This is a genomic window from Tessaracoccus sp. MC1627 (assembly GCF_014164725.1).
Lineage (GTDB): Bacteria > Actinomycetota > Actinomycetes > Propionibacteriales > Propionibacteriaceae > Arachnia.
The window spans coordinates 278289-290881 of sequence record NZ_JACJGA010000001.1; the positions used below are offsets into that span (position 1 = coordinate 278289).

The 12593-nt window shown below is 68.2% G+C and carries 16 protein-coding genes; 8 read left to right on the forward strand and 8 right to left on the reverse strand.

Going from position 1 to position 12593, the window contains the following annotated elements; genetic code table 11:
* Positions 1-16: 16 nt before the first annotated feature.
* On the reverse strand, positions 17-655 hold the full coding sequence (locus tag H5399_RS01195; protein WP_182781200.1) for a response regulator transcription factor: 639 nt from the start codon (positions 653-655) through the stop codon (positions 17-19).
* Positions 652-2277 carry a sensor histidine kinase gene (locus H5399_RS01200; protein WP_182781201.1) on the reverse strand — a complete coding sequence of 542 codons (1626 nt, stop codon included), beginning with the start codon at positions 2275-2277 and terminating at the stop codon, positions 652-654. The genes H5399_RS01195 and H5399_RS01200 overlap by 4 nt, the downstream gene beginning before the upstream one ends.
* Before the next feature lie 170 nt (positions 2278-2447).
* Between H5399_RS01200 and H5399_RS01205 the strand changes: the two genes are divergently transcribed.
* The gene (locus tag H5399_RS01205; protein ID WP_182781202.1) at positions 2448-3083 is read left to right on the forward strand and encodes a hypothetical protein; all 636 of its coding nucleotides are present in this window, start codon (positions 2448-2450) and stop codon (positions 3081-3083) included.
* A 69-nt stretch (positions 3084-3152) separates the two neighbouring features.
* Here the strand turns inward: H5399_RS01205 and H5399_RS01210 are convergent, their stop codons facing one another.
* Positions 3153-3863, reverse strand: a complete 711-nt coding sequence (locus H5399_RS01210; protein ID WP_220490688.1) for a M28 family peptidase — start codon at positions 3861-3863, stop codon at positions 3153-3155.
* Positions 3864-3950: 87 nt separating this feature from the next.
* Here H5399_RS01210 and H5399_RS01215 point away from each other — a divergent pair, with 87 nt between their 5' ends.
* From H5399_RS01215 to H5399_RS01235, 5 genes are all read left to right on the forward strand, one after another.
* The gene (locus H5399_RS01215; RefSeq protein ID WP_182781204.1) at positions 3951-4124 is read left to right on the forward strand and encodes a hypothetical protein; all 174 of its coding nucleotides are present in this window, start codon (positions 3951-3953) and stop codon (positions 4122-4124) included.
* A gap of 138 nt (positions 4125-4262) precedes the next feature.
* On the forward strand, positions 4263-4589 hold the full coding sequence (locus tag H5399_RS01220; protein WP_255421935.1) for a helix-turn-helix transcriptional regulator: 327 nt from the start codon (positions 4263-4265) through the stop codon (positions 4587-4589).
* Positions 4589-5404 carry an ImmA/IrrE family metallo-endopeptidase gene (locus tag H5399_RS01225; RefSeq protein WP_182781206.1) on the forward strand — a complete coding sequence of 272 codons (816 nt, stop codon included), beginning with the start codon at positions 4589-4591 and terminating at the stop codon, positions 5402-5404. The genes H5399_RS01220 and H5399_RS01225 overlap by 1 nt, the downstream gene beginning before the upstream one ends.
* Before the next feature lie 86 nt (positions 5405-5490).
* Entirely contained in the window at positions 5491-6015 is a 525-nt protein-coding gene (locus H5399_RS01230) for a hypothetical protein (RefSeq protein ID WP_220490690.1), read from the forward strand.
* Positions 6016-6070: 55 nt separating this feature from the next.
* Complete coding sequence (locus H5399_RS01235) at positions 6071-6508, forward strand: hypothetical protein (protein WP_182781208.1); 438 nt, start codon at positions 6071-6073, stop codon at positions 6506-6508.
* Positions 6509-6673: 165 nt separating this feature from the next.
* Here H5399_RS01235 and H5399_RS01240 read toward each other — a convergent pair whose 3' ends face one another.
* Genes H5399_RS01240 through H5399_RS01250 form a run of 3 tightly spaced genes read right to left on the reverse strand, consistent with a single transcriptional unit; the run spans position 6674 to position 7993 of the window.
* On the reverse strand, positions 6674-7387 hold the full coding sequence (locus tag H5399_RS01240; protein WP_182781209.1) for a hypothetical protein: 714 nt from the start codon (positions 7385-7387) through the stop codon (positions 6674-6676).
* 1 nt (position 7388) lies between these two features.
* Complete coding sequence (locus H5399_RS01245) at positions 7389-7742, reverse strand: PadR family transcriptional regulator (RefSeq protein ID WP_182781210.1); 354 nt, start codon at positions 7740-7742, stop codon at positions 7389-7391.
* Positions 7743-7801: 59 nt separating this feature from the next.
* Complete coding sequence (locus H5399_RS01250) at positions 7802-7993, reverse strand: hypothetical protein (protein WP_182781211.1); 192 nt, start codon at positions 7991-7993, stop codon at positions 7802-7804.
* A gap of 345 nt (positions 7994-8338) precedes the next feature.
* Between H5399_RS01250 and H5399_RS01255 the strand changes: the two genes are divergently transcribed.
* Positions 8339-9193, forward strand: a complete 855-nt coding sequence (locus H5399_RS01255) for a serine protein kinase RIO (protein ID WP_182781212.1) — start codon at positions 8339-8341, stop codon at positions 9191-9193.
* A 54-nt stretch (positions 9194-9247) separates the two neighbouring features.
* On the opposite strand, the gene H5399_RS01260 is transcribed toward H5399_RS01255, so the two are convergent.
* Positions 9248-10660, reverse strand: coding sequence for an ATP-binding protein (locus H5399_RS01260; protein ID WP_182781213.1), 1413 nt, complete (start codon positions 10658-10660; stop codon positions 9248-9250).
* Between the two features lie 125 nt (positions 10661-10785).
* Here H5399_RS01260 and H5399_RS01265 point away from each other — a divergent pair, with 125 nt between their 5' ends.
* Positions 10786-11292 (forward strand): helix-turn-helix domain-containing protein, encoded by a 507-nt coding sequence (locus tag H5399_RS01265; RefSeq protein WP_182781214.1) that lies wholly within the window; start codon positions 10786-10788, stop codon positions 11290-11292.
* A 36-nt stretch (positions 11293-11328) separates the two neighbouring features.
* Here H5399_RS01265 and tal read toward each other — a convergent pair whose 3' ends face one another.
* On the reverse strand, positions 11329-12402 hold the full coding sequence (tal, locus tag H5399_RS01270; protein WP_182781215.1) for a transaldolase: 1074 nt from the start codon (positions 12400-12402) through the stop codon (positions 11329-11331).
* Between the last annotated feature and the right edge of the window lie 191 nt (positions 12403-12593).

Genomic DNA, 12593 nt, shown 5'->3' on the forward strand with positions numbered 1-12593 from the left:
CGAGACTTCAGCGCACCTAGCCAAGCCCGGCCCGGTGCGCCAGGATCACCGCCTGCACGCGGTCGCGCACCCCGAGCTTCGCCAGGATGTGCGCCACGTGCGTGCGCACCGTGTTCTCGGTCAGGTACAGCTCCAGTCCGATCTCGGCGTTGGACAGGCCCTTCGCCATCACGACGAGCACGTCGCGCTCCCGCTCGGTCAACCGCTCCAGTTCAGGCACCGGCCGCTTCACCGCCCCGACGTAGGTGGCCACCAGCCTCCTGACGATGCTCGGCCCGAGCGCGGATCCACCAGCGGCGCAGTCCTTCACTGCCCTGATGAGGTCGCGCGGCGGGGTGGTCTTGATGAGGAATCCCGCCGCGCCAGCTCTGAGGGCGCCGAGCACGTAATCGTCCACGTCGAACGTCGTGAGCACCAGACACCGCGCGGACGGGACTGCTTGGGCCAGCCGTCCGATCGCCGTCACCCCGTCGACGCCTGGCATCTCGATGTCCATGAGGACCACGTCGGGCGTCAACCGCCGCGCCTGGGTGAGGGCCTCGTCGCCGTCGCCTGCCTCTCCGACGACGGCGATCTCCGGATCGGAGCCGAGCACACCTGCCAGCCCCGCGCGCATCATCGCGTGGTCGTCGACGATGAGCACCCGCACTGTCATGGCGCCCGCACCTCCGCGACGAGGTTCGGCAGCACTGCCCGCACGGCGAATCCGCCGCCATCGGCCTCACCGACGCTCAGCGTCCCGCCTATCAGGCCCACCCGGTCCTGGAGCCCCGCCAATCCATAGCCGCCGACGGCGCCAGTTCGGCCCGGTCCGTCGTCGGTCACCTCGACCCGCGTCCGCTGCCCGTCGTTGCTGACGACGACGCGCGCGGTGGCCGCCGGGGCGTGCTTGAGCACGTTGGTGAGTGACTCCTGGACGATCCGGTGCACGGTGGGCATCACCTGATCGGGTGGCGATACCGCGAGGTGGAGCTCGACGCGGAGGCCGGCGGCTCGCAGACGATCGACGGTGCGCACCACGTCCTGCCATCCCGGTCCGGTGCCCTCGCCAGGACGGGCGTCCAGTTCCGCGAGCGCTGTGCTTACGGTGTCCGCGATCGCCCGAAGCCCGTCCCGCGTGGCCTTTCCATCGTGCGGCCAGGCGAGCTCGGCCGCCCCCGCCTGGACCGCGACGAGGCTGACGGCGTGCGAGACGACGTCATGCAGCTCGCGGGCGACCTCACGCCTCGTCGTCGCGGCGGCTGCGCCCCGCGCCTCGGCCAGCTCAGCCTCGTGGGCGAGCGAGCGCTCCTCCGCAGTCGCCCGGCTCCGCCGTGCCCTGCCGACGATGAGTGCCGCCGTCGCGACGACACCCAACAGGACGATGTTGATCGGTGCGTTGTCGGGCTCGTGGAGGTACCGGGTGCCGACGGCGCTGACGTAGAGCACCCCGGCCGAGGCCAGCGACGCTGCGGTCGGGACTGGCTCGAGGAGCCTCCACAGCAGCATCCCGACGACGATCGCATAGAAGACCCCGTCTCCCACCGGTGCGTCGACGACTGCCCCGAGCAGGAGGATCGTCGCGCAGGCGAGCGCGGACGGCACGGGGGCAATCCGGCGGGCGAGGACGGTCAGAGCCATCGCCACGCTCGTCAGCACCGAGCCGGACTGCCCAGGCGTGAAGAGCACCTCGACCGCAGCCAGAGCGACCACCGCGGCGGTGAGGACGGCGTCACCGCGGCTGAGGGCGTCGCCTGAGGCGTGGGGCGTCGAGAGTGCCGTGATGGGTGTGTGGCCTCTTGAACCCGCTGAATCCACAGCTCCGGCGTCGGGGTGCGATGGGGACTCCGGGAGGCGCGTGGGAGGTGACTCGGCGCCGAGGAGGCCGAGCTGGCGTCGGAGCTCGGCCATCGCCTGTCGGCTCTCCCGCTGCATCTCGGTGAGGGCGACGCGCGGATCAGCGGCCGCGGTGGCCTCCGCCACGAGCCCGCGCACGGCAATGAGGGATCTCCGTACAGAGCGGTCGATCTCTGCCGACAGCCGCGCCCGCTCATCCTCGACGGCACGCCGCGCTGCATCGTCGGGTGCCACCGCCACGACCTCCCGCTGCCGTCGGCGGGCCAATCGCGCGCGTTGGGCCGAACGCCAGACGCCCTGGAAGAGGAGCACCAGGAAGGACAGCAGGACTCCGACGAAGACCAGATCGGTCAACGGCCAGCCCTCGCGCCACGCCGCGGCCGTCGCCAGCCCGAAGGCGACGACGACCAGGACGACGTGCGACGCACCCCAGGACCGCATCCCCCCAGCCTGCCACCAGGACGCGCCGACGGACGTCGTCCGTATGGACGAGATCGGGTCGTCCATACGGCGGGAGATCTCGTCGGTGGGGGTGACGCGACGGTGCGTCGGCTTCGGCAGCCTGGCTTCAACGGGCTCGACCGAAGCCCTCGAGGACCTAGGAGGGTCTCATGTCCAAGTTCTTGACGTTCGCGGCGCTTGCCGGCGCAGCCGGCCTCTCGGCCATCGCGATCAACGACGCGGCCACCTTCGCGCTGACCGGGAACTACAGCGCTGCCAGCGACGAATTCGGCGTCAACCCCCTGTACCTGGCCTCCGGGTTGGTGCACGGGCTGGCCTACCTCGCGTTCGCCGGGGTGCTGCACGCACACCGGCGACGGGTCGACGACGGCAGCCGGCTCCGGAGGGTCATCCGCCTGGCGTTGATCGTCGTCTTCCTCACCCTGGCGGCCGGCATGCTGGCCAACACGGCGGTGTCGGCGGCGACCGGCGAGATGCTCGACGGCGACGGCCTCTACGGGGCAGTGGCCACCGTCTCGTTCCTGCTGATGTTCGTGGGAAGCATCGCGCTGGGGTTCTCGTTGCTCCGTCGGCCGGACATGAGGCTGCCGGCGTGGACGCTCGTCGCCATTCTTCCCGCCCTGCTGCTGACGATCCTGATCGCAGTGTCGGGCAGCCCGTGGGCGCATCCCGCGTATGTGGAGGCGCTGGTGTGCTTCGGTATCGCGTTCATCGGGCTGCCCACACGACGGGTGGATCAGCGCGCGCCGGAGGTGGGTCCGGTTCTGGATCCCGTCCGCGGGTAGGCGTCGTGCAGGGCTGGCTGTCTGGGGCGAGAGCCCCCACCTGGGGCAGCCGGCCCTGTGTGCGGTGGGTCAGCTGCTGTAGCGATCGGCCATGGGGTCGACCGTGGTGGGGTTGTACGGGCGGAGCTGGCCGAGGCGGTTCCCGGGCTTACCGGCAACGCCGTTGACCAGTGTGGTGTCGATGGCGAAGGTGAGCACGGCCGTGGCGACGGCGTCCGAGTTCACGTCGAGGGCATGGTGGCTGACGTTGTCTATCGTGTCGCAGGCTTGGTGGTAGCAGGGGTCGTACGCGATGCCCGCGGTGCCGCCGTAGGTCGCGACCTCCTGGGCCGTCTTGAGGCCCTCTGCGCCGGTGAACAGTCCGCCGGCCGGGATGCCGACCGCGATGAAGGGCCCGTAGTCGGAGCCGCCCGAGAACGTCGAGTCCTGGTAGGGCTCGCCCCGGCCGGCGTAGTAGCGCTCGAAGACGTCCTCGATCTTGTCCGAGCCCGCGGGGATGGAGACGGGTGCGGTGCCGCTGGAGTTGTCTCCGTCGTAGACGCCGAAGATGTAGTTGGGGGAGGCCACCATGTCGAAGTTGAGGTAGAGGGCGATGCGGGCGGCCTCAGCAGGCGTGAGGCCGGCCACGTAGTGCTCGGAGCCGAGCAGGCCGGACTCTTCGGCACCCCACCAGGCGAACCTGACGGTGTTTGTGGTCTTGACGCTGGCCATCTGGAGAGCCGTCTCGAGCAATGCGGCGCTGCCGTCATCGATGTGATCCAGAATGGTGCTTACGCTCACCGCGTCCCCCCGTAGCAGTCGACCTCCTCTCACCCTAGCCCGGCCAGCTGGTCCTCCTGCGGGCTTCGGGCTGAGTAGTCTCGCGGCATGGCCGAGCCGCATCACACAGTCACACCCGAGCAGTTGGCAGTCGAACTCGGTGCCAGCGTCAAGACCGTCCAGGCATGGCTGCGGGACCAGGGCTGGCAGTCAGTCCCCTACGACCGCCGGCACCTCACGCCTGAGCAGGCGGCTGAGCTGCGCGAGTGGTTCAAGCGGTAGGTAGCCCCACCCAGTGGCTGTCTGGCGCAGGTCAGCCTCGGTTGCGCCCGGCGAGAGTCGGAGAGCCTGGAGCTGGTCTGGGAACCGGCCTTGAGCTAGGATTGAATCAATTTCCAAGAAATGATTCAGGAGCTGGTAATGGAGGACATGACGGCGACGATCCGAGGCGCTCTTGCCGCCGCCGGACTGTCCCAGCGCGCGCTGGCGGACGAGACCGGCATCTCGCAGCCCACCCTGAACCGCATCCTCACTGGCGCTCGCCAGCCGAAGATGACCGAGATCCTGCTGGTCGCCGACGCCACCGGCTGCACCGTCGCCCAACTCACCAGATCGGCGGTGGCTGACCGCGTGCAGTGCGCGGCCCGCGCCACCAACGGCGCAGACATGGATTCGATGCGGCAGCGGCTCCTGCACTTCATGGAACTCGACGCCTACCTCGACGACCAGGCCATTGCGGCGCAGTGATGGCCTCCGACATCGAACATCAGGCAGCTGAGGCGGCCGGGGAGTTCCGTCGTGCGCACCGTCTCGGAATCCAGCCTCTGGGCGACCTTGTTGCCCTGATCGAGCAGACCACCGAACTCGATGTTGCCGTCCTTGACGCCGGACCCGACGAACACGGCCTGACCATGCGCGACCCCGCCAGAGACCGGGTGTTCATCGGCGTCGCCCGAACCCGAAACCCGATGCGGCAACGCTCTACTCTGGCGCACGAGCTTGGGCACCTGACTTTCCAGGACTGGGACGTTCCCCCGGGTGGCCGTCCGTTCGGAGAGAAGCGCGCGGACGCCTTCGCCCGTCACCTCCTCATCCCAACCGAAGCCATCGCGGAGTTCTTAGGCGACCGGAAAGTCACCACTGAGGCTGACCTCTCTGATGTGGTTCAGCGGTTTCTGGTGTCGCCAGCCATCGCGGCAATTGCCCTACGGCAGGCGGGTTACATCACCGCCGAGATGTGCGAGGCGTGGATGAACCTCTACACCCCAGCCCTCGCAACCCGCTTCGGGTGGGGCGACTACTACGCCTCCCTGCAGGACGACTCGGATCGCGTGCGGGCGCCTCAGCGGCTGGTTGCCCGGGCGATCAATGGCTATGCAGAAGGGGTCGTGACAGCCAGGCAGATCGCTGCACTGCGCGGTCTGCCCGTCGGGTCGGTGGTTCGAGAACTCGCCGAGGCCGGGATCGCTCCCGTCGAACATGACCCGGCGGGGATCGCCAGCTCGGACCTGCCGGACGTCGAGGTGGACCTCAGCGGCTTGGACGATGCGGACTCGGTGTAGTGACGCGGCCGATCATTGACGCTAGCCCTGGCATCAACTTCTTCTCTCTCAACAAGGAACGGCTCCTCATCGCAACTCTCGGTCCCTTGAGCGCCCCAGAGGCGGTGCGTGACGAGGTGCTGCGGAAGTCGCGCACCGAAAGCCGGTTCAAAGCTGGGGGCCAGGTGTGGAGGAAGCTGGAGCCGCGCTACATGGAGGTGCTCTCCGACGACGTCACAGATGAGCTGGCCACCGCCGTGAACCGCATCTCTGGGATGCCCGTTGAGCGGCGAATCCGTCGAAGCGAAGACCTGGGTGAGGTGATGGTCATCGCCCATGCGGTGGTGATGGCCGAAGGCGGCAATGATGTGTACGTTCTGATCGACGACGGCGGGGGTCGGAAGTTGGCTGGCAGCGAAGCGCGTCGCCTGGATCGGCTTCGCCGCGCCGGCCGTAAGGTGGGCGCCATCTGGCTGGTCGGAACTGTCACAGTGCTCGAGAAGGCTGCCGGGAGCGAGTATCTCCCAGACCGTGGCGCGATGCGTGACCTCTACCAGCGGCTGCGCGGCCTCGATGACGGCCTGCCGCCGCTGGATCAGACCCAGCTCATGGTTCTCCCCTGCTGGCCGTAGCCCTACCGATCCAGGCCGAGACGTCGCTGACCAGGAAACGCTCTAGCATTCGCTCGTGCAGATCTCTGATTGGCTCGGGCTCGGGACGCTAGTAGTGGCTGTTGTTGGTGTTGTGTGGGGGCTGATCGAACTGCGTCAGGGGAATCGCCAGCAACAGCTAGAGCTGGGGAACCTGTACATCCAGCGGTATTGGAGCGTCGACGACGACCTCCTGCGCCTCCCAAAGGGCACCGAAGAGCACAGACATGCGCGACACCGGTACCTCCAGCTCTGTGAGGACGAGTTCGAGGCGGCTCGTCTTGAATGGCTCGACAAGAAGCAGTGGGACAGTTGGCATTCCTGGCTGGCCCAGGACCGAAAGCGCGCTCTTCTTGTCGACGACCTCCATGAGTGTGCCTCCAATGACAACCCGTTTGAGCATGTCAGCGCTTGCGTTGGAGCGGGGGCGGAGCATGGCTGGCGGCAGTGTCCTGCAAACAGCCAAGCGTCCTGAGGATCCTCGAGAAGGCGAATCGGTCACCGATCATGCTTGGCTCCGGTGTCCACTGCACGATCCACGGTGTAGGGAGTCCGACGCAGGGACTTAGTCGCTGGGTGTCTCGTGACCTCTTCCGTCCTGCCCGCGGAACTCCTCGGCCCCGCCCAGGGGAACAGCGGGTCAGAAGACCAACCGGAACAGGGCGTCGATCCCGAGGACCAGGAGCGTCAGGATCGGGAACATCAACGCTGCCAGCCACTGGGTCCGGCGGGGCGGGGAGTCGGGGGAGCGCGGGTCGGCCACTGGGTCCGGCGTTGAGAGGTCGCGCCACGTGGAGATCACGCTGGCCACCAGCAGGCCGATCCCAACAGCGAGCGCGAGGCGCCAGTCCAGCTCCGCCACGACGTCGGTGAGGAAGAGCATCGCGAGCACGAGAAGCGCCATGAGGGCGGCGCCCAGCAGCCCCACGAGTGAGTACCTGGCCCTGGCCAGCCACGGGAGTACGTGCCGGGGGAGGGCCATGACGATGCTGGTCAGTCCGAGGACGACGGCGAGCGCCACCATGTCGCCGAGCGTGACGGCGAACTGCGTGCCGGCCGCCCAGTCGTCGACGGCGCGGGGAACCACCAGAAGCCCGAGCAGTCCCATGAACGCACCCACGACGAACGACGAACCGAGCCGGGATCCTGAGGCGGGCTCGGGAACCAGCGTTGTGGCGTAGTCGGTGGGGTCACCGAACGCCCACTCGGCGGATTCGCCGGATTCAGCGCAGTGCGCGTCGACGGTGGCCAGGGCATCGCCGATCTGCTCGCCCGTCGCGTCCTGCATCCGCATGGCGATGATGAAGTCGTCGCGCCAGCGCTTGTCGATGTGCGGGGTGGTGATCTCGGTCATGTCAGGCCTTCCTGGGGTCGACGAGTGAGTCGGTGAGGAGTCGGGTGGTGTCGGTGAAGTGGGCCCAGCGGGCGGCTTCATCAGCAGCCGCGGCTCGGCCGCTGGGCGTAAGGGCGTAGTACTTGCGCCCGGGGCCGCCCTCGCCGGGACGCCATTCGATCTCGACCCAGCCAGCATCCTCGAAGCGGCCGAGCAGCGGGTACAGCGTTCCGCCCTTGACCGTGCCGAGGCCGGCGGCGGCGAGCCGAGCGGCGACCTCGTAGCCGTAAGTGGGTCCGTCGGCGAGGATCCGCAACACGCACACACCTAGGACCCCGCGCAGCCACTCGCTCGGCCATGCGATGTCAGATTCCATACCTAGATCGTACGCCTGACTAGTTAGCCGGTCAACCTACTGCGAGCAGCTGGGGCGGCTCAGGCCGGGGAGACGATGTGGGCGATCAGGAAGCACAGCCAGAACGCGACCGTCACGCCGCCCGTGACCAGCCCCACCCACACCGACCAGTGCCGGTCCCCGCGCTTCAGGGCGTACACGCCCAGCGCGAGCGCCACCAGCGAGAAGGCGATCGACGTCATGGGCAGCAGCTGCGAGTTGGATTCCGTCACCTCGCCCTCCTCACCCGACGGCGCGGTGCGGCTCAACAGGAGCGGCCAGGCCAGCGCGACGAGCGAGACCAGGCCGAAGCCGAGGGACGACCATGCCGGGAGCGGGTGGCGTGGAGTGGGCTACTTCCATGCTATTCCCGCGGGTGTGCGTCCGCTCGCTCTAGCCCTCAGGCGATTGCCTTGTTACCCTGAGCGGAGTGCGCGGATCGCGCCAGGAAGCCTCGTGAAGGGAGGAGAGAGATGTCACCCGAAGCTGTTGTGCATGCCTTCTCAACCCCCCACTCACTTGAGGCCCCCGCCGCCTGACATTGCCCGCCGGGTGCCTCCTCCTCAGGAGAACCACCCTTGCCAAACCTTCTGTCGTCGTTCAGTTGGAGCGACGCCCCCAACACCGCCTACCTTGACACCCTCGCCGACAATCAACGTTGGTCCACCTGGGACTCGATCGAGCGGCTCTGCCGCGGACCCGAGCCCTGGCCGGACTGGCTAGTGACCGCCGCGGCGGCCGTCGACACCGACCTCGGCCTCCTCAAGTCCGGCAAGGAGGCCGACGTCTCCCTGCTCGAGCGCGCCGTGCCCGACGACCCGTCGCGCTCCGTCGTCATGGCCGCCAAGCGCTACCGGTCCACCGACCGTCGGCTCTTCCACCGCGACACCGGCTACACCGAGGGCCGCCGCATCCGCAACAGCCGCGACACCCGTGCCGTCGCGCGGAAGTCGTCCTACGGCCGCACCGTCGAGGCGGGCCTCTGGGCGCGCGCCGAATGGAACGCGCTCGTCACCCTCCACGCGGCCGGCGTCCCCGTGCCGTACCCCGTGCAGATCGACGGCACGGAGATCCTCATGGAGTTCATCTCCGACGGCGACGCCGCGGCCCCGCGCCTCCACCAGACCCGCCCGTCGACGGCGCAGCTGGAGGAGCTCTTCCAGCAGCTACGAGACGCCATGCAGACCATGGCGCGTCTCGGCCTCGTCCACGGCGACCTCAGCCCCTACAACACGCTGGTCTCCGGGATCGACGACGACGAGCCGCGAATGGTGATCATCGACGTGCCGCAGCTGGTGGACCTGGCGTCGAACCCGTACGCGTTCGACTTCCTCCACCGGGACTGCACCAACATGGCCGCTTGGTTCAGCCGCGCAGGGCTGGCCGTCGACCCCGACGACCTCCTCGGGGAGGTCCTCGCGCAAGCCTGGTGAACCAAGAGGCGAGCAGCTGTCACACCTACTGCAACACCAATGTTGCAGTAGGTGTTACAGCTGGCCCAGTGCCCAGGTGGCCCGTGGGTCGCGCTTGGAGTTTCCGCGCCACGTGACGATGCCCTCCTCCTCCAGCGCCGCCAGCGCCCGCGTGGCTGTCATCCGGGTGACGCCGGCCAGGTCGGCCAGCTCCCCGGTGCCCATGGGCCGGTGGTGGAGCCGGAGCACGGTCAGGATCGCCCGAGCACTGGACGTGAGACGCGCGGTGACTTCCGCGGGGAGGGCGTCGACGGCAAGCAACGTGAGCTTCACAGATGAGGACGTCTGCTCGTAGATGGGGTCGGCGAGCCCGCGCCGTCGCATCTCGCTGAAGAGGCGCCGGATCCCCTCGCCGAGCTCCCGGGTGATCCCAAGGTCGGCGCACACTCGGGCGATGCGCGGGTTGCGTGCGTACCGCGTCACCTCCAGCGGGCGCGACGGGTTGGCGAGCCCGGGGAATCGTCCGGGGGAGGTGATCTCCACCCGGTTGGGGAAGATCTCGAACCGGACGTGATCCCCCATCGTGCTGTATGACCGGTGCACGACGGCGTTGACCAGACCCTCGAGCCAGGCGTCGCGGGGGATTCGCGAGGTGGCCTCGAACAGACCGGCGGGGCCGAGCTGCTGCCACTTGGGCATCAGCGGTTCGATGGTCTCCGCCGCTGCCCGGATCTGCTGGGGGATGGAGCCTTCGATCCGCCTGTCTCCTCCTGCCTCGAGCGTCATCGCGTCGCCGACCCCTCTCTCGTCGGCGCCGTACCTGAGCACGCGCACGAGTGCGTTGGGGAGTTCGCGTTGCGGTCGCTCGTCGAAGAGCAGCGCCGCAGCAACCGTGACGCGGCCCCGTCGATCGATGAGGTCGCGGGCGGCGAGCGCTCGCTGCGGGGAGTCAACGCCGATGAGCGTGGCGTAGCTGGAGAGCTGGGCGGGGTCGAGGTCATCGACGCCGAGCGTGGTCGGTGACGCCTCGTATTGTGCAGCTCCGCGGTCGTAGACCAGCTCCCGCTCCTGCGCAGCCGTGAGCTTGCGAGACTCGTCCCCGATGCGGAGGTAGCAATCGCCCTTGTGGGTGTGGTGCACCGTCTCCCCGGGCTCCACGCGGAGCACCATCACGGTCCGGGGGTCGTCTCCGCCCACGCTCAACTCCTCCACGTGCATGCGCACGGGAGGCTGCGTGAAGTCCATGGCCGCCTGCCTGATTGCGTTACGACGCTGCGGCGGGACATCCTCGAGGACGCCGTCGTGCATGCCGACCACGATGACGCCCCCGTCGGCATTCGCCATGGCGACGAGCGGAACCGCCAGGTCGCGCGGCGAGACCCGGGCGGACTTGCGCTCGAACCACTGGTCCTCCGGCGCCCTGGAGAGGGCGCTCTCAAGCAGGTCCGGGGCAAGTGCGAGCGCAGCGTCGACGACGGCCGATGTCATGGCTTACTGTAACATTGTGGCAGCTTGATGCAGTGCTCGACGTCAGCTGCGTGCGCGTGGCGCAAGTCGTCGCCTCTCTGATCCAGACGGATTTCGAATATTGCGAATTAGGCTAAGCTGGGGTCATGACCGAGTCAACGACGCGCGGCACGACCGTTCTGCCTCCACAAGACCTCGAGCCCATGCTCGACCTCTCACGATTTCTGGATAAGGTCACCGAACCCGCCGCCCTTCTGGGCCCCGACGGCCAGACCGTCGCGCTGCCGCTCGAGGCCTATCGGGTCCTGGTTGACGTCGTACACGCCATGCGCGAAGGCAAAGCGATCACCGTCGCCCCGATCGATCAACTCCTCACCACGCAGCAGGCGGCCGACTTCCTCGGCATCAGCCGTCCCACGCTGGTCAAGCTCCTGGAATCCGACGAGATTCCGCACGAGTCGCCGGGCGCAGGGAGGCACCGTCGAGTCCGGTTGCGCGACGTGCTCGACTACCAGGAGCGCAAGCGGTCTCGGCGCCGACTCGCCCTCGATGAGCTCACCCAGGACGCCGTCGGAGCTGGCCTGTACGAGGCTGAGCAGGCTGATTACGCCGACGCTTCGAGGCGGGCGCGCCAGGGGCGAGGCGAAGGCTGATCCCTGACGCGCGACGATCGCTCCCCGGGGGACTCGTCAGGCGAGGGCGCGCCTCACCGTCTCCTGGAGTTCCTTCCAGCTGACGATGAACTTCTCCACGCCCTCGTCCTCGAGGACTTGGAACGCGTCGTCGAGGTCGACGCCCGCGTCCGTGATCTCCTTCAGCACCGCGCGACCCTGGTCCGCGGTGCCCTCCATGGGGCTGCCGACCTCGCCGTGGTCGGCGAACGCGTTGAGCGTCTTCTCGGGCATGGTGTTGACGATGTTGCTCGCCACCAGCTCGGAGACGTAGAGCGTGTCGGGGTAGGAGGGGTCCTTGGTGCCGGTCGACGCCCAGAGCGGGCGCTGCGGGTTGGCGCCCTTGGCCTTGAGCGCGGCGAAGCGCTCCGAGCCGAACACCTCGTCGAACGCGCCCAGCGCCACCTGCGCGTTGGCAATGGCGGCCTTGCCCTTGAGGTCCTCCCGGCCCAGCTTGGTGAGGCGGGCGTCGATCTCGGCGTCCACGCGCGAGATGAAGAACGACGCGACGGAGTGGATGGTGCCGAGGTCGCGGCTGGCGGCGTCGGCGGTCTCCAACCCGGTGAGGTAGGCGTCCATCACCTCGCGGTAGCGGGCCTCGTTGAAGATGAGGGTGACGTTGACCGAGATGCCGCGGCCGATGACCTCAGCGATTGCCGGGATGCCGGCCTTGGTGGCGGGGATCTTCACCAGGAGGTTCTCCCGGCCGACGGTGTCGTACAGCTTCTGGGCCTCCGCGACGGTGGCGTCGGTGTCGTGCGCGAGCTCGGGTGAGACCTCGATCGAGACGCGGCCGTCGAAGCCGCCGGTGCGGTCGTAGATGGGCTTGAGGAGGTCAGCTGCGTCGCGGACGTCGGTGGTGGTGGCGAGCTGGATGGCCTCGTCGACGTCGGTGAGGCCCTGGAGCTGCTCGGCGTAGGAGTCGCCGTCGCTGAGGGCGGAGGCGAAGATCGTCGGGTTGGTGGTCACGCCCACCACGGACTTGGTCTCGATCAGTTCGGCGAGGTTGCCGGAGGTGAGGCGGTCGCGGGAGAGGTCGTCGAGCCAGATGGAGACGCCGGCGTCGCTGAGGGCCTTGAGGCGGTCGGTCATGGAAGTCCTCCTGGGGAGTGGGGTCTCTTCGAGCCTATGCGGACGGGGGTCACAGACGGTGGCGTTGCTTCTTGTTGCCTGCTTGGGGCGTTCTGACTCCCAGGGGGCAGAACCGTGACCATGGAGTGCAGGAGTGATAGCGAGATATGTGCAGGAATGATGGCCGAACGAATGCAAGAGTGATACTTCAA